A 21,697-nucleotide genomic window follows, 5' to 3' on the forward strand; every position below is an offset into this window, starting at 1 on the left:
TGTAGTTGATACACCAAATAGTAACAATAAAGATATACCTAAGTCTTGTATCTATAGACAAACCAATGTTTTTTAACTATCAAATGATTTTCTATAAGTAGATTTTGACTTTAAAAGGATACTTTTTAGGTTTTATTACTTGTGTAGATTGTATCTGATAAGACTCAATATCAATCCAAATAACTATCAACAGCTGATTTTCTTGAAACAACATGTGATTTAAGTGTTGTTATTGCGGAATAAAAATCAGAGCTTGAATTTAGGAACGTATAACCTCTATTTTCTGAAGTTGCATACGGTTCTATTAAACTAGAATACGTATTGTATAATGCCTGTATGGTGTCAACATTAAAAGCTCCATCAACAACTTCTTGAAGATAAGCATCATATTTAGCTTTGTAAACAGCATCTTGATACATATACCCAATCAATGGCCATTGAGATGAACTTAAACCTGAAAAATTCAAAGGTAGAGCTCCTCCCATGTTTCCTGTTTGTAACGCTTCGTTATTGTCCCAAGGAATCCAAGTCAATTTAGAGGTGTCAGGATTGTTGTATAAAAAATAATTGTGTGTCATTCTTCCATAAGTATCCCAGTTTTGAATGACAGTGTTTACTGCTAAATATTTTAAAAACACATCTGTATCTAATACCGCATCTAAATTTGTTCTCCATGTTTCAGCATCGCTAGTTCTTGTACTTGAGTTTATGATAGATAATAAGTTTGATACGTCTGAAAAATCTGCTTCATCTTCATTTGTTTTTTTTACATATTCGTCTTCATCGTAAGTATTTGATGCAAAAGTCGCTGCACTTCCATCGGGCTTGTACAAATTACCGTCATTACTAGAAAACTGTGTATCAATAACAGTGTCATCTACTTCTTCTACCAAAGTGTACAGTCCAAAATAAGTAGGTCCATCACCATTGTCTATATAAACGGTATAAAATGCTGTGTGTGATACTGCCAAACCTGCATTTTTAAACACATCTGCAGCTACTTTTTCACGCAACATAGATTTGTCATTGTAATTGTTTTTAAGACTTAGTTTTTTGAAACCGTAAAAGCGTTGGTTTTTTATTTGTGGGTAGTCATCTTCAAACTCGTCAAAATCTAACTTAAAGGATAGTTTTAAAATTCCCGCCCCCCATGTGCTAGATAGGCTAGAGTTTCCTTTAAAACGGACTCCTACTTTGTACCATTCTGTTCCCTCATAAAAAACGGATGCAGGTACAAAAACAGGATCTTCATCAGAAAAATTTCCTCCTCTAGATCTCCCAAAGGTTCCATATAAACTAGTCATGTCGTTTAACATAACGTCCCAATTATCATCTGATATAACAATGTCTATTCTTTGTACTTCATCATCTGGAAAAATTTCATCAAAATTAGGATCTGCATCCTTACTATGGGTAGCAGTTGTCCAGTCTGTAGGGTCAAAATCTGTTTCCTCTATAACAACTTCTTCCTCCACGGTCTCATCAACTGTTTCTTCAACAACAACTTCTTCGGTAGAACAAGCAGTGAATACAAAAGCCATTACTACTGCAATATTTAGAACTATGACTACGGGTAATTTTAAATTTATTTTTTTCATGATTAAATGTTTGATAATGTAATGTATATTATAGAAACATTGTAAATGGATTTTACCCTACCTTTTTGATTAAAATAAATTAGAAGTTATAGCTATCAATTCATGTGTCAATTTTGAATTGATAGCATCTTTATGATCTAGTCCAAAATCTCCCTGATCGTTGTCTAAATACGTTCCTGAAATAGCTTCTTTTTTTAGTGTAGAACTATTTATTTCCAAGTAACAATATCATCAAAATTCCTTCTAGATTTTGGGAATTCTGGTGCTGCTTTTCTATGACCAAATGCCACCATGTATGACAATCCATATTTATCTGTATCAATATCAAACTTTTCTCTTAACAAAGTTTCTGCTTTTTCTTGGTGAAATCCTTCTATAGGACAACTATCAATTCCAGTTAATGCAGCCGCTGTCATCATGTTTCCTAAAGCGATGTACGTTTGTTTAGAAGCCCAATCAAATAATTTCTGATCGTTGTCTAGTTTAAAATCTCGCTCTTGAAATTCTCTGTAAAATTTAGAGTACATTTCTATCACATCAGCAGGTAATTGTTTTACATCTTTCATCATAGACATAATATAATCAGTATCGTACTTTACCATGGGTGCTTTCATACTCAATCCTAAAATAAAATGACTTGCGGTGTCTAACTTCACAGGAGCTCCCCAAGCAACTGGTTTTAACAATTCTCTTAATTCTTTGTCTTGCACAACAATAAAGTGCCATGGTTCAAAACCAAAAGAACTTGGTGATAATTGTGCTGTTTGTAGAATAAAATGAATTTCTTCATCTGTTAATTTCTTACGATCATCAAATTCTTTGGTAGCATGCCTAAAATTAAAAGCATTGATAATTTCTTCTTTTGAAATGTTGGGTGTATTCATTGTTATATTTTTTTCGTTGTATTAATATTTTGACTACAAAATTAAATCAGTAGGACTTGTATATAGAGGTATAAAAAAAGGGAATATTGGTATAAATAAAGGTTTTGTTAACTAATACAAAGTATTCAACAATATTTGCTGTGATTTTTTGATTAGGAAAGGAATGTATTTTAAAAGAAAGAATCCCCTTGGGATTTCCCTACAAGTGTAATTTGCATAAAAACCAAATCACTCTCAATAAACTGATGTTTAGTTTCTTAAGATGGAGTTTGTAGTCGTGGTAAGTACAATAAAAAAGAGGTTTCATCCTTGCTTCTAACGGTGGATATTATTTAATAAATATTCTTTTTAATAAAAAAAGCACCCCAACTTATCCATAGTATAAGATTGTGGGGTGCTAAATCAAAAAGGGGTTAATTTTAATAAGGTAGCGCAAACTTAATGAAAAGTTATAGATAATTTATAGTTGATTATTTTATGAATTTGACATTGTTTAATTTTCTCCCTTGTAAATGATTTTAAATGGTTCTTTAAATACCTTTTAATGAAAAGTATAGGTGCAAATTCAATTCCATGAGAGCATCTTTATTTTTTTATAGATTCTAACATTTTTTATTAAAATATTTATTCCTTATACATAAGTTGCTCAATCTCTTTTTGTTCAATTTTAGGATTGGCTCCTGCTTTACTTGCTACAATAGCTCCCACTGCACAAGCAAAATCAATTGCTTTTTGTGGCTCAGTGTCTTTTAGTAGTTGATTTATCAAAGAAGCTAAAAACGAATCTCCTGCTCCCACAGTATCAACTACCGTAACTTTGTAGCCATTGTTACTGTAAAAAATACCATCGTAATACAACACTGCTCCTTTTCCTCCTTTGGTCACACAAATAGAGTTTGTATGGGTTTGTTTGGCTATAAAAGGAATAGCCTCTTCTACAGTTGTTATTGCTGATTCGTAATTTTTTACAATCTCTAAAATCTCATCATCGTTAAACTTTATAAAATCAGCTTTGTTCATTAAATGATCTAAAACTGAAGCTGTATAATGTGGTTTTCTAAGATTGACATCAAATATTTTATACTTCGCTATTTTCAACAGTTCATACAAGGTGTTTCTAGTAACTTGATCTCTAGAAGCCAAGCTTCCATAAATAAAAGCATCTGATAATTCAGCTATGTTTTTTGCTTTTTCTGTCAAATTAATATAATCCCAAGCTCTTGGAAATTCAATTTCATAGGTAGCAGAACCTTCAGTATCCAATGCTACTTTTACACTTCCTGTTTTTAAAACAGTATCTATTTGAATGTTGTTTGTGTCTACGTTATTTTCATTTACAAAAGTTATAATCTCATCACCATCAACATCCAATCCAACACTACTAATCATGCTTACAGTATTGCCCAAGGATTGTAATCTAATGGCCACATTTAATGGAGCTCCTCCTATTTTTTTATGCTCAGGAAAAACATCCCACAGCACTTCTCCAAAACATACTATGTTTTTCATCTCTTTATATTTTATAAGGTATTGTTGATGGCTACCACACAATTTTCTACTCCTTGCTCTACAATACTTTTATAAGCGTTTTCAAACGCCTTTACAAAAGCTTCATTTTTACTTAAATCACCAAAAACAGTTTCTATTTCTAAAAATACTTTTGGGTTGTTTTGTGCCTGGATAGCTTTTTCTTGTAACGTAATTTTTAAGGCATCTTTAATACTTAAATCATTGCCTTTTTCATCTTTTCCAATGCTGTAAATAGCCCATGCAGCCAATACAAAAGCAGCATGTTTTATCTTGACTTTGTCCTTTAACTGAGCATTTACTGTAGGTAAAATAAAAATGGGGATTTTAGCAGAACTCTCTGAACAAATTCTGTCTATCTGATCTTTGATGTTGCTATTTCCAAATCGTTCTATCAACGATTTTTTGTAAACTTCCAAATCCACTCCTTCTAAAGTTCCTAAAGTAGCTGTTACTTCATCATCCATATACCCTTTTAAAAAGGTGCTGATATTTTTGTTGTGAACCACTTCATCAATCGTATTATATCCTATTAAAGCTCCTAGAATTCCTAAAACGGAATGTCCTGCATTTAACAAGCTTAATTTCATTTTTTCATAAGGAACCACATCTTTAGCAAACTGTGCTCCTACGGTTTCCCAAGCAGGTCTTCCGTTTACAAAATCATCCTCTATCACCCATTGTTTAAATGGTTCACATACTACTGGCCAAGCATCTTCTATACCAGAAGTTTCTTTTAAACTTTCTATATCCGTTGGTGCAGTTGCAGGTGTAATTCTATCCACCATACTGTTTGGAAAAGACACATTGTTTTCTATCCAGGTCACCAAAGTTGGTTCGGCCAATTGTACATAACTCAATAACATTTTTTGAGTCATGTGTCCGTTTCCTTGAATGTTATCACAAGACTGAATCGTAATTCCTTTCAATCCTTTTTCTTTTCTTACTTTTAACGCTTGTGTTAAATAACCAAAAATAGTTTTAGGAGCAAACGGGTTTTCAATATCATGCTGAATTTGAGGATTGGTAGCATCAAATGCTCCCGTTGCTTCGTTGTAATTGTATCCACCTTCTGTGATGGTTAACGTGATGATTTTCACTTCTTCACTCGCCATTTTTTCAATCACTTTTGATGGATTTTCTGGAGCGAACAAACACTCTGTAATAGCACCTACAATTCTTTTGGTAAACGTTCCATCTAGTTCTTTTACGACTAAGGTGTACAATCCATCTTGGTCTTTTAACGTTTGGTATATTTTTAAATCAAACTCTAACAAAGCAACTCCACAAATTCCCCAATCTGAATTGTTAGGTTGGTGCAATAATTGATCGGTGTACAAAGCTTGATGTGCTCTGTGAAAACCACCGATTCCTACATGAACAATTCCTGTTTTTACTTGACTTCTGTCGTAGGTTGGAATGGCAACTTGATCTTTAAACTTAGCTAAGTTTTGATTATTTAATTGATATGATTTCATCTGATTTTCTTTTTATTTGTTTTCAAAACGTTGTAACAACACTGCAAATACAATAATTCCTCCTTTAACTACTTGTTGTGGATAAGATGGTACGTTTAACAGGTTTAGAATGTTACTAATCAACCCTAAAATAAGCACTCCCATTAAGGTATTGATAGCTGTTCCTTTTCCTCCGTTTAAACTGGCACCACCAATAACTACGGCTGCAATGGCATCTAATTCCCAAGCAACTCCCATGTTTGGAGATCCTAAATTGGTTCTAGAAGCTACAATAATAGCTGCAGTTGCGGCTAATGCTCCAGAAATAGCATAGACTAAAAACTTGTATTTATTGACTTTAATTCCTGACAAACGAGAAGCTTCTTCGTTACTACCAATAGCAATCACTAACCTACCAAACACATTGTGTTTTAGCATCACCATAGCTCCTATCACTATGATAAAAAACACGATAGCAATGTTTGGAATTCCTAAAGTTGAATTATTTGCGAAGTTAGACATGAACAAACCTCCTTTGGTTTCAAAAATAATAGGAGATCCATTTGAGTAAATAAACCCTAAACCTCTAGCAATGGTCATTAACGCTAACGTAGCAATAAAAGGTGCCATTTTTTGATAGGCTACCAAATATCCTGCAATACTTCCTAAAGCAAATCCTATCACAATAGTTCCTAAAATAGCCAAGGGTAAAATAACCAAGTTCACTAATATGGCAAAGGTAACTGCAAGTAAAGCGACCATAGATCCTACGGACAAATCAATTCCTCCGGTAAGAATTACAATCAACATACCAATACTAATAATACCAATTCCTGATACTTGTTTTAATAAGTTTGATAAGTTTACCGATGTGAAAAACACATCTGAAATAAATGCTGAAAAAATAACCAGTAAAACAAAAATAAAAATGGTGTTGTACTTGATTAAAAATTGAAGCCATCCTCCTGGACTGCTTAATTGTTGTTTTATAGTTTGAGTCATAATGATATGTTTTTTAAATGCTTAATTCTTTTAGTGGTTTTCCAATGGCGTAACGTAAAATGTTTTCTTCAGAGAATTTTTCTTTAGGAAGTTCTCCATAAATGGTTCCGGTGTGCATCACTTGAATTCTGTCTGCAATACCCATAATCTCTGGCATGTCCGAAGAAATAACAATGACTCCTACTCCTTTTTCTGCTACTTCGTTAATTAGGTTGTAAATTTCAATTTTAGCTCCTACATCTACTCCTCTGGTAGGTTCATCAATAATGATAACTTTACTATCTATGCTTAACCATTTTGCCAAGGCTACTTTTTGTTGATTTCCTCCACTTAAGTTTTTTACTTCAATTTCAGAACTTGGTGTTTTAATGTTTAACTTTTCTATCAATTCTGTCACATTCTTTTGTTCCTTATCTCTTTTTAAGAAACCAAATGGGTTTGATATAAAATTAAAGTTGGTCACACTAATGTTTTTTCTAATGGACATCGGTAAAAAGACTCCTTCTTCTTTTCTGTCTTCGGATACAAATCCAATTTTATGAGACACTGCCTCTACAGGAGAACTTGTTTTTATTTCTTTTCCTTCTAACAATAAAGTTCCAGATTTCTTTTTATCTACTCCAAAAATCAGTTTGGCCATTTCGGTTCTTCCACTTCCTCCCAAACCAGCAATTCCTAATACTTCTCCGGGTTTTACATCAAAAGAAACATCGTGTACCAAATTATCTTTGGCGGTTAAATTTTTCACTTCAAACACAGGATTTGCTCCAATTTTAGCAGTACGAGTTGGATATAAATCTTTTAATTCCCTACCAATCATCATTTTAATCACATCGTCTGTATTGGTTTCTTTGGTGCTTACAGATCCTGTATCTACTCCATCTCTTAACACCGTAATGGTATCGGCTATTTTAAAAACTTCTTCTAAATGATGTGAGATATAAATAATAGATATTCCCTTGTCTCTTAACTTAAAAAGATTGTCTAGTAACTTTTTGGTATCTGTAGGATCAAAAACGGTTGTAGGTTCATCTAACACTAAAACTTTGGTATCTTCAGACAAAGCTTTGGCAATTTCTACTACTTGTTTTTGTACTATACTCAAGTTTCTTACCGTTGCAGAAGCATCAATTTTAAAACCTAAAGAATCAATCAATTCCTGTGCGTTTTGGGTGATTTCTTTCCAGTTCATCCAGAATTGGCTACTTCCTAATTTATGTAAGTAAATATTTTCTGCTACAGACAAATCATTGACCAAAGACAGTTCTTGAAACACCACACTAATTCCCAATACTTGACCATCGTGTGTGTTTTTAGGATTGATTTCTTTTCCGTTTAATAAAACAGTTCCGTTGTCTTTTTGATGCACTCCACTTAATATTTTAATCAAAGTAGATTTACCTGCACCATTCTCTCCTAGTAAAGCGTGAATTTCTCCCGGTTTTACTTTTAAATTTACATTTTTAAGTACCGAAACAACACCAAAACTTTTTGATATTCCTGACATTTCTAGTCGGTATTCATGTTCTAAATTTTGCATATCAAATAAGTTTAAGGGTTAAAATAAGGCCTTAGGATTGTAGTACTGTGCTGCATTTTTCTTTGTGATTAACAAAGGCTCTGTAAATGACGTTTTAGAAAAATCGTTTTTTCCGTTCATGTATTGAATGGCATAATGCACCGAATTGATTCCGATTTGTACAGGACTGTTCATAGCTGTACATCCATAAAAATCAGTTTCCATTATGTATTTAATCGCTTCTTTTTGACCATCAGCACCCGCAACAATTAAAATATCATCTGTTTTTCCTGCTTGCTTAATGGCTTTGATAGCTCCAAGTACACACACATCAGATTCTGTAATCACTACATTAATATCTGGGTGAGCTACCAAAATATCCTCCATTGCTTTTAACCCTCCAGCATAAGACCAGTCTGTATACGCTTGTGTTTTTACATTTAAATTAATGTATCCTAAACTTCTTAATTGCTCTTCTGTAATTCCTTGTAACAATCCTTGTTTACGAGTTCTACCTACTGGGTTTCCTGCATTTCCGCTTAACAAAGCAATATTCATTTCTTTGCTTCCGTATTTTTTTGCCAACCACTCTCCTGCCAAAGCTCCGTTAGCTAAGTTGTTAGATTGAATGGTTGTTACATAGTCTGCTTCTGGACTTATAGAACTATCAATAATAAATACAGGAATTCCAGCAGCTTTTGCCATTTTAGTAACCCCAACCAAAGCATCAGGATCTTTAGGGTTTAACAACAAAGCATCTACTCCTTTGGTAATTAAATCTTCTACGGCAGCAATTTGTTTGTTGATATCATCTTGTCCGTCTGCTGACAAAAAGATCATCCCATTTTTTTCTGTAGTTTCTTTTATACTTTTTAGTAATGCTTGGTAATAAGGAGCGTTTAAACTAGGGGTACAATACCCTATTTTTTTACCTGTTAAATCTATTTTACTTTCAATAATAACCCCTGTATTTTCAGTGTCACTATTGTTATTTTCTCCAGAACTGATTTTCTCAGCACAGTTCACCAAACTCAAAAGCAATGCTCCTACCATTAAAGATTTTACCAGTTGCTTAAAAGCGATTTTTATCGTTGTTTTTTTCATGATTTTATAGAGTTTTATACGTGTTGTTTTTATAATGATTGTTCTTAAAAGATAGTGAAATCTACTTGAAGAACTGTTCTTTCTTGTTCAGGATTCCACATTGCAGTAACATCTACAGGTAGTTTAAAGTTTCCTAAATTCACTTTATTACTTAAAGTTGCCCCTATATTAATAATGTTTCCGCTATTGTTGGTGTAAAAAGTTTTGTCTGTAATAAAAGACCAAGCACCACCCGCAAAAAGGGATAAGCTTGTATCATTCTTTTCCCAAACTTTGCTCTTTACTTCAAAATAGTGTGTCCATGAGTTTTTAGTAGATCCATCTACTTGTGTTTCAAAATCTCCTGAACCCCCTCCTATAATAGTTGCTAAATACAGCAAAGTATTTGGGGTAACGTTGTATCCAAAATTAAGATCTACAAAATTGTATCCTTGCGTAATATCATAACTCCAATAATGCAACCCATCTCCTCTTTCTTCTACACCTGTATAGTTGTTGTGTGATACTGCTTCAATAAAAAATTTGTCTGAAAATTTATAAGAAGTATAGATAGAAAATTCTTTATAATAAGAACTAATGTTTTCTCCTGTTGAGTTGTTTGTAATATCTACTCCCGCAAAACTTGCACCTCCCCAAACTCCAAAATTGAATTTTTTATCTCTAGAGTTGAATTCCAAATTTGTAGCAATCATTGCACCAGGATGCACTACAAACCCGTGCCATAAATGCATGTTTTTTAAATGTAAACCCGCATTAAAAGCTTTGTAAGTATCTTCTGTTTCTGCTTCACTTTGTGCAGTTGCAGAAAACAATCCTAAAATCATCATTGCAATCAACACACCTTTGCTTAAAAAAGTTTTCTCCATATTAAAGCTTTTATAGGCTTGTGTATTTTCAAGGTTATTGTTTGTGATTTTCATAATAATTAAATATTAAGATTAGTTAGTTTGTTATAAAACGTATAAATGACGTTTGTTTTACAAATGTATGTATTTTTAAAAGTAGAAAACAAATTTTTAATAGATTTTTTATTGAAAAATTACACAAAACCAATAAAAACAATGCTTTGTGTTGTGATTTTATAGAATAAGTATTCTATATTTGTAGAATATGTAAATGCCTAAAACTACAAATAATGTATTTTTGACGTTTATAAATCTTATCAATGAGAGCTAATAAGTAACTTTGCCTATTATTTACAATTATGGAATTAAAGAAAAACCCAAATATTTCTGTAGATTGTGTTGTTTTTGGATACGACACTACTACAAAGTCATTAAACTTGCTATTGATCAATCGCTATTTAGAGTCAGCATCAGGAAACGAAGTTTTGGTTGATGATTACGTACTCACAGGGTATCATATATACGAACACGAAACGTTAGATGATTCTGCTACTCGCGTGTTGAAAGAATTGACAGGCTTGACAAATACTTACAAGAAACAGTTCAAAGCTTTTGGAGATCCAGATCGATTGAAAAATGAAAAAGACATCACTTGGATTAACAATGAAAAGTTCAATTTCAGAACGGTAACCATTGCTTATTATTTCTTGGTAAAAACAGAAGATGTTGATTTGGAAAAAACAAAGCACAATGCCAAATGGTTTCCTGTTGCTGAATTGCCAACATTGGGGTTCGATCACAAACAAATTATACTAGAAGCTTACGAAGATTTGAAAATTAAATGTTTGGCAGAACCTATTATTTTTGAGTTGTTACCAGACAAATTTACCATTAATGATGTTCAAGATTTGTATGAATCTATTTTAGACATAGAAATAGACAATCGTAACTTTAGAAGAAAACTCATCAATAAAAAATACATTATTCCGTTAGATGAAAAACAGGTAGGCGTTTCTAAAAAACCTGCTCAGTTGTATATGTTTAGCAAAGATGTTTATGAAAAAATGTATCAAAAAAACTATTTAATCAATATTTAAGACATGAGAAACACATTTATTTTTGATATGGACGGAGTAATGATTGACTCTGAACCATTTTGGAGAGTTGCACAAATCAATGCTTTACACAATTTGGGTCATAGCATTACTGTAGAAGACTGTGTGCGTAACACCATGGGAAAAAGAATTGATTTGGTAGCCAAAACCTGGTGTGATTTGTATTCATTGAACATAGATTCCAAAGACCTAGAACAACAAATTTTAGAACAAGTAGCCACTACTATTTTAAAAGATGGAAAAGCCATTGATGGTTTGCTGGATTTGTTACAATACCTAAAAAAAGAAAACTATAAAATTGGATTGGCTACTTCGTCTAGCTGGAAAATTATAGAAGCCGTTTTGTATAAATTAAAAGTAGAAGATTATTTTGATGAAATTTGCAGTGCTGATGATGAAGTTTACGGAAAACCAAATCCAGCGGTTTACATAAAAGCAATGCAAAAATTAAATTCTAAACCCGAAGAATGTTATATTTTAGAAGACTCTGTTACAGGAATGATTGCTGCCAAAGCTTCTATGGCACATACCATTGTATTGACTAGCGATGTTGCTGCACCAAAATTTGCTATTGCAGATACTAGGTACAATTCTTTACACCTAGTGATTGATTTTTTAAAAAATTAAGCATTGTTTAGTTCTTGCATAATTTCTGAAAACAATTTGTAAGATTTAATCCTGTCGTTAACATCATAAATATTGGTCACTGCAATCAACTCATCTGCCTGAGTCTGTTCTCTAAACTCTTTTATTTTAGCTTTTACCGTAGCCTTACTCCCCACAAAAGAGTATTTTAACATTTGATGAATCTGTGGGTTTTTTAGTATTTCTCTAAAATCATCTGTCATCTGGGTAGGTGGTTGTACGTAATCTCGTTTCCCTGTAAACAAGCCCATAATCATACGGATTAGAGAAGTGTACAAACGATCTGCTTCTTCATCCGTGTCTGCAATAATCACATTTAGTCCTACAATAACATACGGTTCCTGCAAAACACTAGATGATTTAAATTCATTACGGTAAATGTTTAATGCATTCCATAAATGTGTGGTTGCAAAATGACTAGCAAACGCATAGGGCAATCCTTTTTTAGCTGCCAAATGAGCACTATCTGTACTAGAACCTAAAATATACATAGGCACATTAACCCCTTCTGCTACTGTAGCACGTACATTAGAGCTGGCATTGTCTGTAGAAAAGTAGGTTTCTATTTTTTTCAATTCGTTAGGGAAAGAATGAGCCGCCTGCATAAAATCAGAACGAATGGCCTCTGCTGTTTCTCTATCAGTTCCTGGTGCTCTTCCCAAGCCTAAATCTATTCTGTTAGGATACAAAGAGCCTAAGGTTCCAAATTGTTCTGCTACAATTAAAGGGGAATGATTGGGCAACATAATCCCTCCAGATCCTACTCTAATCGTTTGTGTTCCTTGAGCTACATAACCAATTAAAACAGAGGTTGCACTACTCCCTATGTTAGACGAATTGTGATGTTCTGCCAACCAGTAGCGAGTATATCCTTGTTTTTCGGCATGTTGTGCCAATTGCAATGTATTGTTATACGTTTCTTGTAAATTTTGACCTTTAGAAACTAAAGCCAAATCTAAAATTGAATAGAGGGTTTTCATAAAAGGAATCTTCTTATCAATGTTATTTTTCTGATACTGTTTTACTTAACAAAAACAACATTATATTATACACTTCTTAGTGTGATTTTTCACCAAAACCTTTCAAATAAAATGCCATAAAACAAAAAACACTTACCATTACTAGTAAGTGCTTTTATAAGCTATGGATGAATCAAGATTTATTCTTCACCATCTTCATTTTCGTCTTCATCATGAGCAGGTTTTGCTTTTTTAGGTTTGTCACCTTCAGCTTTTTTACCTTTACCTTGTTTGTTCATTGCATTGGTTAATTCTTCTAAAGAAATAGTTCCGTTTGCATCTTTATCAATTTTATCAAATCTGTTTAAGATTTTCTTTCCTTCTAATTCTTCTTTTGTAATTTTTCCATCCTTGTCCTTGTCTAAATTCTTAAACATTTTTTCTGGAGATGGTTTTTGTTTTGCTTCTTGAGCGAATGAAGTTGCTGATGCCATTACAGCGATTGTAGCCAAAGTTAGTTTTAATGTTTTCATTTTTTTAAATATTAATTATTGTTTATTTGATTTTTATTTGTCCTCTATTTTATATTAGAACTAAGCTAAGACCCGTTTTATTAAATATAGTTTAATCGTAAAATCAAAAAAAGTGTTTTTTTTTCACTAAAAATCAATATTTTTTTTTAATATATTGTAAATCAACTTGTTACTACTTCATATTTACATTGTTTTATAAATTTTGTTTTAGTCTTTACAAAAAGTGAATGAACGTTCATTTTTTATATATTTGTACTCTAATTGAGAAACAATGCAAGAATTAAGTAAAAGTGAAATAAAAAGAAATGCGCTTATAAAAGCAACCATTTCGTTGGTAATCAACAATGGTTTTCACGCTGCACCCATGTCTAAAATAGCCAAAATGGCTAGTGTTTCTCCTGGAACTATCTATTTGTATTTTGAAAACAAACAAGATCTTATCAACAAAGTGTATTTAGAAATAAAAACAGCATTTGCAACGCATGCATTTGCAAATTACGATGCTACTTTGAATGTTCAAGAAGGATTTAGAAACATATGGTTTCAAATTGCAGATTACAAATTGATGCAAATTGAAGAAGCTATGTTTTTATCTCATTGTGACAACACTCCTATGATTGATGAAGATAGTAAAAAAGAAGGCATCAAACATTTACAACCCCTACTCGACTTATGGAAACGTGGTCAAGAAGAGGGAGTTATTAAAAACTGCTGTCCGTATATATTATATGCTTATACCGTATATCCTTTGGCATTTTTAATGAATGCAAAACAGAAAAAAGACATTACAATTAATGAAGAATATATCCAAAATGCATTTTTACTTGCATGGGATAGTATCAAACAATAAAAATAAATCACAATGGAATTATTAGACAAGTTGAACTGGAGACATGCTGTTAAAGCAATGAATGGACAACAAGTACCAGAAGAAAAAATAGAAAGAATTTTAGAAGCAATAAGGTTAACGGCAACTTCTAGTGGTTTGCAACCTTTTGAAGTATTGATTGTTAAGAATGATGAAATCAAAGCGCAAATAAGACCTGTAGCATGGAACCAATCTGTGGTTACAGAATGTTCACACCTTTTGGTATTTGCTGCCTGGGATACCTACACCGCAGATCGTATCAATGAAGTTTTTGATTTGACCAATAAAATACGTGGTTACGAAAACGAAGGTTTTGAAAACTACAGACAAATGTTGTTAAATACCTACCCTCAAAAATCTGCAGAAGAAAACTTTACACATGCTGCTAAACAAGCATACATTGCTTTTGGTTCTGCTTTAATTGCAGCTGCATACGAAGGTGTAGATGCTACTCCAATGGAAGGTTTTGATCCTGCTGCTGTAGATGAAATTTTGGGACTGAAAGAAAAAGGTCTTAGAAGTGCTATTTTATTACCTCTAGGATATAGAAATGAAGAAAATGATTGGTTACACGGACAAACAAAGGTGAGAAAAAGTGCAGAAACGATGTTTACAACCATTAAATAAGTAAATGATGAATCAAACAATTTTATTAAAACAAAGACCTGTGGGGAAACCTACATTATCAGATTTTGATTTTGTAAATGAGGAGTCTAATGTACAACCTAAAGAAGGTGAAATTCTTTTAGAAACTACCTATATTTCTGTAGATCCTTATTTAAGAGGTAGAATGAGTAGTGCAAAGTCTTACGTAGCTCCTTTTGAAGTAGGAAAACCTATTTCTTCAGGAATCGTAGCAAAAGTCATTGCCTCTAAAAACACTGATTTTAAAGAAGGTGATTATGTTTCTGGTTTACTAGCTTGGAAAACAAAACAAATTTCTACAGGAGAAGGATTAAATAAAATAGATCCTAACAAAGTTCCTTTAAGTGCATATTTAGGTGTTGTGGGAATGACTGGTTTAACGGCTTATTGTGGACTTACAGAAATAGGGAAACCAAAAGAAGGAGAAACACTTGTGGTTTCTGGTGCAGCAGGTGCTGTAGGAACTATTGTAGGACAAATTGGAAAAATATTAGGGCTACGTGTTATTGGTATAGCTGGGTCTGATGAAAAAGTAGACATGTTAACTTCTGAGTTTGGTTATGATGAAGCCATTAATTACAAAACAACCAAAAATATAAAAGAAGCTATTGAAGCTGCTGCACCTAATGGTGTGGATATCTATTTTGACAATGTGGGAGGTGATATTTCTGAAGCTGTTTTGTACAACATCAATCATTTTGCTAGAATCATTGTCTGTGGAGCTATTTCTGTTTACAACAAAACAGAACCACAAAAAAATGAAACGGTTCAACCTTTTATTGTAAAAAACAGTGCTTTAATGCAAGGTTTTATCGTGTCTAATTATGCTAGTAAATTTCCAGAAGCCATACAACAATTGGCTACTTGGATAGCAGAAGACAAATTAAAATACACTGAAACTATTGTTGATGGTTTTGCAAACACTCCCCAAGCTTTCATCGATTTACTAGATGGAAAAAACAAAGGGAAAATGATTGTAAAAGCATAAACTTAGTACAACCCTATAAAAATCAAATAAAAATGAACAATTTTGAATATCAAAATCCTATAAAAATATTATTTGGTGAAAATCAAATAGAAAACTTAAGCAAAGAAATTCCAAAAGATGCCAAAGTTTTATTATTGTATGGTGGTGGAAGCATCAAACAAAATGGTATTTACGAACAAGTAACTACCGCTTTAAAAGAATACAAGGTTATTGAATTTGGTGGAATTCCTGCCAATCCAGAATATGCAATCTTAATCAATGCTCTTAAAATGATCAAAGAGCTTGAAATTACTTATTTATTAGCTGTTGGTGGAGGTTCAGTTATTGACGGAACCAAGTTTTTGTCTGCTGCAGCTTTGTATAAAGGAGATACCCCTTGGGATATTTTAACCAACAATATTAGAACTACCAAAGGACTGCCTTTTGGTACGGTATTAACATTACCAGCTACAGGATCTGAAATGAATTCTGGTGCAGTAATTACCAGAGATGAAACCAAAGAAAAACTAGCTATGGGTGGTCCTGGTTTGTTTCCACAATTTTCTATTTTAGATCCAACAGTAATTCAATCTATTCCTAAAAGACAATTGGCAAACGGAATTACAGATGCTTTTACCCATGTGTTAGAGCAGTACATGACCTACCCTATTGGTGCATTGTTGCAAGATAGAATTGCCGAGAGTATTTTACAAACGTTGATTGAGGTTGCTCCAAAAGTAATCAATGATCCTAAAGATTATAAAGCAGCTGCCAATTTTATGTGGAGTTGTACCATGGCTTTAAACGGGCTAATACAAAAAGGGGTTCCTACAGATTGGGCCGTACATGCAATGGGACACGAATTAACTGCTTTGTTTGGAATAGACCATGCAAGAACTTTAGCTGTAATTGCTCCTAGTCATTACCGATACAATTTCAATGCTAAAAAAGAAAAGTTAGCACAATATGCAGAACGTATTTGGAATGTAACAGAAGGAACTACAGAAGAAAAAGCAAATGCTGCTATTGAAAAAACAGAAATGTTCTTTCACGCATTAGACATACACACTAAGTTATCTGATTACACAGCAAATTATGAAGGTACTGCTCAAGAAATTTCTAGAAGATTTACTGAGAGAGGATGGAACGGTTTAGGAGAACATAAAAAGTTAACGCCTAATGATGTTGAGAAAATAGTAACCTTGGCTTATTAGCCAACAGTATTGTAAAACCTAAAAAATCCAGTAATATATTTACTGGATTTTTTTAGTTATAGCAATGAGTTTTTTTCTACAAATTCTAAAAACTTACTCTTATACTGTTCTGAAACGGTGATTCTTTGTTTGTTGATCACAATCTGACTTCGCTCAATCACTTCTATATTATCTAGGTTGATGATAAAAGATCTATGAACACGCATAAACTTGTTTTCTGATAACTTTTCTTCCAAAGCTTTCAAACTCATCAATGTTAAAATGGGTTTGCTCTCCGTTTTTATCCAAATTTTGATGTAATCTTTCATACTTTCAAAATACAAAACATCCTTTAGTTTTATTTTTAGCTGCTTGTATTCCGATTTTACAAATAAGAAATCATTCTCTTTATGAGCTCCAGATTCTGTCAGCTCTATTGGTTTCTGAACCAAATCAAACCACTCTTTGGCTTTATTGGCTGCAGCTAAAAACTCAGCATAATCAAAAGGTTTTAACAAATAATCCAACGCTTTTACTTTAAACCCCTCCAAAGCATATTCATCAAAAGCCGTGGTAAAAACAACTCTTGTTTTGGGCGGAATCATTTTAGACAATTCAATTCCTGTAACATCGGGCATTTGAATGTCTAAAAACAACACATCCACAGGGTTAGCACTTAAAAATTCCATGGCCTGAATGGCATTGCTAAACGTACCTTCTAAACGTAAAAAAGGAGTTTTTTGCACATAACTTTCTACCAAACTAATGGCAATAGGTTCATCATCAACAATAATACAGGAAATGCTCATTTTTTAATTTTTAAAGGTGTATTTCTAATCTAGCTATAAACTGATTATCTTCTACGGTTGTGTTAAATAAATACTTGTTTGGGTACAGTAAATTCAGTCTTTTTTCTAAATTCTGCAACCCAATTCCAGAACCACTCTTGTCACTTTTTTCTTTAGGATAATTGTCATTTTTAGTGATAAAGTATAAAATGTTGTTTTCTATATACATTTCAAAAACAATGCTGCTTTTGTGTTGCGAAGAAACTCCGTGTTTAAAAGCATTTTCTACCAAAGAAATAAAAAGCAAAGGAGCTACTTTTACATCTAAATTTTTATCAGGAAACGTTGCCAAAATTTGGGTGTTATCCGTAATTCTTAACTCCATTAAAGAAACAAACTTTTTGATAAATTCAATTTCTTTAGACAAACTAATCATTTCTATATTTGTATCATACAACAAATAACGCATCAACTTGCTTAAACTGTGTATGGTGGTTTTGGCTCTTTCGGGAGAAATATCTACCAAAGAATAAATATTATTTAAAGAATTAAAGAAAAAGTGTGGCTGAATTTGATACCTCAAATGTTGTAATTCCGATGCTAATTTTACATTGGTAGCTTCTTTCTTTTCAGCTTCGGTAACAATCCACCTTTTGGTAGTTTTAATAGCTATAGAAAACAACAAAGGAGCTATATAAGACAAGGTTTGCACGTAAATGAACAATGAAAAAGGAGGGCCTTCTCCATTCTTTTTGTTAGCCCCTTTTCTAAGATAATCCTCAAAAAAATGACTCTCAATCTGCTCTTTTAACGTTAAGAATAAAATAATCATTCCCAAATTAATACTTACAAATTGTATTGTTTTTTTAGTAAATAAATATGTATCTATCCATAGAAAATAATTGGAATAAAAAACTATTGCGTAAAAGAATATCGGAATCCAGAAATGCGCTACAACCCTACTGATTTCTATATTTTCATAAGACAGAATATAAGGCATGCTAAACAAGATCAGCCAAGCTAGCAGGTGCGATAAAATTATTATTTTTTTGTTTTTGTACATGCAGTTTTATTTTTAAACTGTAGGCTAAAATTACGGATGCCCCTAGCCTACTGTTCATGTTATACGATTGCTATTTTGAACAAACGCTATAAAGGTAAAACTATTTACCGTGCTTGTGCCACATAATAGATCTTTAGCTACATTATCCATACCAATAAGGTTGTTTTATAGATTGTATTTCAGCAAAGCTCCGCACACGTTTATCTAAGAACATAATGGTATTCTATTTTTTATGTACACGGTGTTCGAGCGGAGTCGAGAACCTGTAATGCTTCTTTGAGATTGAAATGCTTCGGGGACTTTTACTTCTCGACTACGCTCGAAGACCGTGATGCTTCTGAACTCTACTTCGATTCCACTCTGTAACCACGCTCGAAGACCGTTTGGTATTCGATGTTTCATGAAAAGGGTGTTCGAGCGGAGTCGAGAACTTAGATTGTTTTTTTTAGTTTAATTACTTCGGGGACTTTACTTCTCGACTACGCTCGAAGACCGTGATGCTTTTGAACTTTACTTCGACTGCAATTTGCAACCATGCTCAAAGACTTTCCTTCGGGTTTGCTTCGGGGTTTCTCCCAAAAACGTCCATTTTTAAAAAATACAGCCTAAGCGTTCCCGAAGGATCCTCGAACAAAACCCGAACAAAACCTCCTAAAAAATCGACTTGTGGGTCAGGATGTGTCAGGGTGTATCATGATAGGTCAGAATGTGTCACAAGAGGTCAGAATGTGTCAGGATGTGTTTCTTTGTGTCAATAGCGGTCAATACGTGTCAGGGTGTTGTTTTTGAGGTGTTTAGAATTTATGTTTGTAGTATATTAATTTAAAAAAAAGAGTTATGGCAACATTTGAAAAAGGTATTCTTGGTGGGGTTTCTGGTAAAGTTGGTAATGTAGTGGGTACACGATGGCGTGGTAAAAACGTGATGCGTAGTTTGCCTCAACGTACCAGCCATGTGCCTACAGCAAAACAGGAAGAACAACGACAGAAATTTAAAACGGTTATTGGATTTTTAAGTCCTATTGTGGATGTGTTGACTCTTTATTTTGGAAGTCCACAGGGTGGTGCTATTACGGTGCTGTAAAGTAGAGGCTTTTAAGACCTCGATTTTAAGTCGTTGTTGGGTACTGTGCTTTCTGTTAATTCTATATAATATTTTCCAACTAATGATGATTTTATAGTTATCGGTGCTACTATAGGGATTATCATTCCAGCAGCAAATGAAGTTGTGTATGCTTCAAATTTATGTATAGGTTCTCCAAGTTTATTATTTTCAGAATATATAATTATTGTTAAGGGCTCATTTTTCACGGATTCAAAAGTCCATTTTTTATTAAAAGATATTGGGCCTTTTTGATAGTCATATGATATTGTTTCTATTTTATTTTTTATTTCATTGTTATTTTTATCTAAAATTTTGATGTTAGGATTAAAAATATATTTCTTAAACCCAAAACAGTTACAAAGGCTAAATATTTCAACAGAATAGTTTTTTGTTTTATTTGGAGTATATTTATATTCATGATAATAGGACAATACACTATCATTTGACATGACATTATCTTCTATTTTCAGCTCGGCTTTTATTGGATTATTAAGTTCTAGTTCAGTTAATATTAAATTATCTTTTTTTACTTCATTTACTTTTAATTCGCTGTATGCTGTTGTTGGATTTATTTTTCTTGAACAAGAACTAATTACTAAAATTATAATCAGATATGATAGAGTTTTTTTCATGTATAAAACAATTATAATGTTTTGAATATGAGGTTTTTTGCATTGTATCTAACTAAGCCGAAGCCTTTTGTTTGGATTTGTTTCTTTGATTTCACAAAGCCATACTTCGATAAACTATGTACAGGCTTCAACAAGATTTGGCGGACTTTGTAAATAAACACAGACTTTTCGGTTAAGCCATAAATGCCCTATGTTTTTTATACACTGTTGGGCATAGTTTATTCTATTAGTTTTCCAAGAATAAAACCGACCAAAGCTGATAATCCGTTAATTGAAATACCGATAAGAATAGTTTTGAAAAGTCCAACTAAATGCTTCTTATTTTCCTTTGCAACATCAGCAAATTTGTTTTTATCTCCTTTTGTAAACTCAAATATAGGATTGCGTCTTAGTCTTCCTATTTGCTTTCTCATCATTCTGTCTGAATATAAAGAACCTATTTGGTAAAACATAAATAAGACAACAATTGAAGATGTTAAAAAGAGGAATAATTTATGGTTATTATCTGTCGGTAAAAAATCAATTTGTGCCTTGTAAAATATCGAAAATAGGTAATTGACAAGTAATGTTCCGGCAGTTAAAAATGACAATAAAATGAAGTTTTGAAATTTAACTTTATTCTTTAGAATGAATTTTATAATTTTATGGTCTCCACTATTATTGGGTAGAGCATCATACCATTCTGAAACGACTGTTTTTAATTCATTACAAATTTGAGAATTAATAAAATCTATTTTGCAACTCATCTGAGCATTGGCTTCATCCAAATCGTATTCTTCATTTCCACCTTGAAAAACTACTTGAATCATTTCGCTTGGTTTTAGACTATTACCAATACGAACTCTTAGTGTATGTGTTTGCGGAACTTTGTGAGTTTGATTTGGAAGGATTAAGTTAAAATCCCATTCTAAAGATATATATTTTGTGCAAGGAGATATATTCCAATCTGTGTTAACAAACTCATTTCAGCTACCAAATGACTTTATTTCTTTATTGTCAAGACCTACAGTTGTATTTACAATATCTGTGACTAATTGATGGAGTTCTAATTTTTTATAAATTTTAGCATTTAGCTCTGTAATATCAGAAAACTCAAATTGTTTATTTTCAGTGAATAGTTTTATATCAGTGTCTCTTTTTCCTTTTATTAAATAGTATAAAGACTGAAATTGTTTCATTTGATTTTCATCAACTACGGCAACTTGATTCTCTGAATTTGGTTTTATGTTATTTGTCATAAGTTTTTTTA

Annotated in this window: 23 protein-coding genes; 7 read left to right on the plus strand and 16 right to left on the minus strand. The window is 32.6% G+C overall.

The genetic code is table 11. The features are described from left to right. Positions 1–170: 170 nt before the first annotated feature. The 9 genes from Q4548_RS06180 to Q4548_RS06220 form a co-directional block, all read right to left on the minus strand. Entirely contained in the window at positions 171–1,598 is a 1,428-nt protein-coding gene (locus tag Q4548_RS06180; protein WP_303452652.1) for a CotH kinase family protein, read from the minus strand. Positions 1,599–1,667: 69 nt separating this feature from the next. Next, positions 1,668–1,817: a hypothetical protein gene (locus tag Q4548_RS06185; RefSeq protein ID WP_303452654.1), complete on the minus strand. Its 150-nt coding sequence runs from the start codon at positions 1,815–1,817 to the stop codon at positions 1,668–1,670. After that, on the minus strand, positions 1,808–2,482 hold the full coding sequence (locus Q4548_RS06190) for an NAD(P)H-dependent oxidoreductase (RefSeq protein WP_303452656.1): 675 nt from the start codon (positions 2,480–2,482) through the stop codon (positions 1,808–1,810). Before Q4548_RS06190 ends, Q4548_RS06185 begins: the two co-directional genes overlap by 10 nt. 624 nt (positions 2,483–3,106) lie before the next feature. Next, positions 3,107–3,991: a carbohydrate kinase gene (locus Q4548_RS06195; protein ID WP_303452658.1), complete on the minus strand. Its 885-nt coding sequence runs from the start codon at positions 3,989–3,991 to the stop codon at positions 3,107–3,109. Between the two features lie 11 nt (positions 3,992–4,002). Continuing rightward, a complete protein-coding gene (locus tag Q4548_RS06200) occupies positions 4,003–5,487 on the minus strand; it encodes a mannitol dehydrogenase family protein (protein WP_303452660.1) in 1,485 nt (494 codons plus the stop codon). A gap of 12 nt (positions 5,488–5,499) precedes the next feature. Next, the gene (locus tag Q4548_RS06205) at positions 5,500–6,468 is read right to left on the minus strand and encodes an ABC transporter permease (RefSeq protein ID WP_303452662.1); all 969 of its coding nucleotides are present in this window, start codon (positions 6,466–6,468) and stop codon (positions 5,500–5,502) included. Positions 6,469–6,481: 13 nt separating this feature from the next. Next, on the minus strand, positions 6,482–8,008 hold the full coding sequence (locus Q4548_RS06210; protein ID WP_303452664.1) for a sugar ABC transporter ATP-binding protein: 1,527 nt from the start codon (positions 8,006–8,008) through the stop codon (positions 6,482–6,484). A gap of 18 nt (positions 8,009–8,026) precedes the next feature. Continuing rightward, a complete protein-coding gene (locus tag Q4548_RS06215) occupies positions 8,027–9,091 on the minus strand; it encodes a substrate-binding domain-containing protein (protein WP_303452666.1) in 1,065 nt (354 codons plus the stop codon). A gap of 44 nt (positions 9,092–9,135) precedes the next feature. Next, positions 9,136–9,957, minus strand: coding sequence for a hypothetical protein (locus Q4548_RS06220; RefSeq protein ID WP_303452668.1), 822 nt, complete (start codon positions 9,955–9,957; stop codon positions 9,136–9,138). Positions 9,958–10,295: 338 nt separating this feature from the next. Between Q4548_RS06220 and Q4548_RS06225 the strand changes: the two genes are divergently transcribed. Both Q4548_RS06225 and hxpB read left to right on the plus strand, forming a co-directional pair. Continuing rightward, the gene (locus Q4548_RS06225; protein WP_303452670.1) at positions 10,296–11,033 is read left to right on the plus strand and encodes an NrtR DNA-binding winged helix domain-containing protein; all 738 of its coding nucleotides are present in this window, start codon (positions 10,296–10,298) and stop codon (positions 11,031–11,033) included. A 3-nt stretch (positions 11,034–11,036) separates the two neighbouring features. Then, positions 11,037–11,678, plus strand: coding sequence for a hexitol phosphatase HxpB (gene hxpB, locus Q4548_RS06230; RefSeq protein ID WP_303452673.1), 642 nt, complete (start codon positions 11,037–11,039; stop codon positions 11,676–11,678). Here hxpB and Q4548_RS06235 read toward each other — a convergent pair. Continuing rightward, complete coding sequence (locus Q4548_RS06235; RefSeq protein ID WP_303452675.1) at positions 11,675–12,676, minus strand: LLM class flavin-dependent oxidoreductase; 1,002 nt, start codon at positions 12,674–12,676, stop codon at positions 11,675–11,677. The two genes, hxpB and Q4548_RS06235, sit on opposite strands and share 4 nt — an antisense overlap. Positions 12,677–12,855: 179 nt before the next feature. Then, entirely contained in the window at positions 12,856–13,188 is a 333-nt protein-coding gene (locus tag Q4548_RS06240; RefSeq protein WP_303452677.1) for an EF-hand domain-containing protein, read from the minus strand. A gap of 271 nt (positions 13,189–13,459) precedes the next feature. Here Q4548_RS06240 and Q4548_RS06245 point away from each other — a divergent pair, with 271 nt between their 5' ends. The 4 genes from Q4548_RS06245 to Q4548_RS06260 are packed head-to-tail and all read left to right on the plus strand — an operon-like array spanning position 13,460 to position 16,882. Beyond that, positions 13,460–14,038, plus strand: coding sequence for a TetR/AcrR family transcriptional regulator (locus Q4548_RS06245; protein ID WP_303452679.1), 579 nt, complete (start codon positions 13,460–13,462; stop codon positions 14,036–14,038). Between the two features lie 12 nt (positions 14,039–14,050). Continuing rightward, entirely contained in the window at positions 14,051–14,683 is a 633-nt protein-coding gene (locus Q4548_RS06250) for an NAD(P)H-dependent oxidoreductase (protein WP_303452680.1), read from the plus strand. A gap of 7 nt (positions 14,684–14,690) precedes the next feature. After that, complete coding sequence (locus Q4548_RS06255) at positions 14,691–15,689, plus strand: NADP-dependent oxidoreductase (RefSeq protein WP_303452682.1); 999 nt, start codon at positions 14,691–14,693, stop codon at positions 15,687–15,689. A 32-nt stretch (positions 15,690–15,721) separates the two neighbouring features. Then, positions 15,722–16,882: an iron-containing alcohol dehydrogenase gene (locus Q4548_RS06260; RefSeq protein ID WP_303452684.1), complete on the plus strand. Its 1,161-nt coding sequence runs from the start codon at positions 15,722–15,724 to the stop codon at positions 16,880–16,882. Between the two features lie 56 nt (positions 16,883–16,938). Here Q4548_RS06260 and Q4548_RS06265 read toward each other — a convergent pair whose 3' ends face one another. Beyond that, positions 16,939–17,670 (minus strand): LytTR family DNA-binding domain-containing protein, encoded by a 732-nt coding sequence (locus Q4548_RS06265; protein WP_303452686.1) that lies wholly within the window; start codon positions 17,668–17,670, stop codon positions 16,939–16,941. Between the two features lie 10 nt (positions 17,671–17,680). After that, entirely contained in the window at positions 17,681–18,712 is a 1,032-nt protein-coding gene (locus Q4548_RS06270; RefSeq protein WP_303452688.1) for a sensor histidine kinase, read from the minus strand. Positions 18,713–19,549: 837 nt separating this feature from the next. Here Q4548_RS06270 and Q4548_RS06275 point away from each other — a divergent pair. Further along, positions 19,550–19,795 (plus strand): DUF6266 family protein, encoded by a 246-nt coding sequence (locus Q4548_RS06275; protein ID WP_303452690.1) that lies wholly within the window; start codon positions 19,550–19,552, stop codon positions 19,793–19,795. Positions 19,796–19,806: 11 nt separating this feature from the next. Here Q4548_RS06275 and Q4548_RS06280 read toward each other — a convergent pair whose 3' ends face one another. From Q4548_RS06280 to Q4548_RS06290, 3 genes are all read right to left on the minus strand, one after another. Next, positions 19,807–20,448 (minus strand): hypothetical protein, encoded by a 642-nt coding sequence (locus Q4548_RS06280; RefSeq protein WP_303452692.1) that lies wholly within the window; start codon positions 20,446–20,448, stop codon positions 19,807–19,809. Positions 20,449–20,666: 218 nt separating this feature from the next. After that, positions 20,667–21,257: a hypothetical protein gene (locus tag Q4548_RS06285; protein ID WP_303452694.1), complete on the minus strand. Its 591-nt coding sequence runs from the start codon at positions 21,255–21,257 to the stop codon at positions 20,667–20,669. 156 nt (positions 21,258–21,413) lie between these two features. Then, positions 21,414–21,686 carry a hypothetical protein gene (locus Q4548_RS06290; protein WP_303452696.1) on the minus strand — a complete coding sequence of 91 codons (273 nt, stop codon included), beginning with the start codon at positions 21,684–21,686 and terminating at the stop codon, positions 21,414–21,416. Positions 21,687–21,697: the final 11 nt, after the last annotated feature.

Source organism: Wenyingzhuangia sp. 2_MG-2023, assembly GCF_030548295.1.
GTDB lineage: Bacteria > Bacteroidota > Bacteroidia > Flavobacteriales > Flavobacteriaceae > Wenyingzhuangia.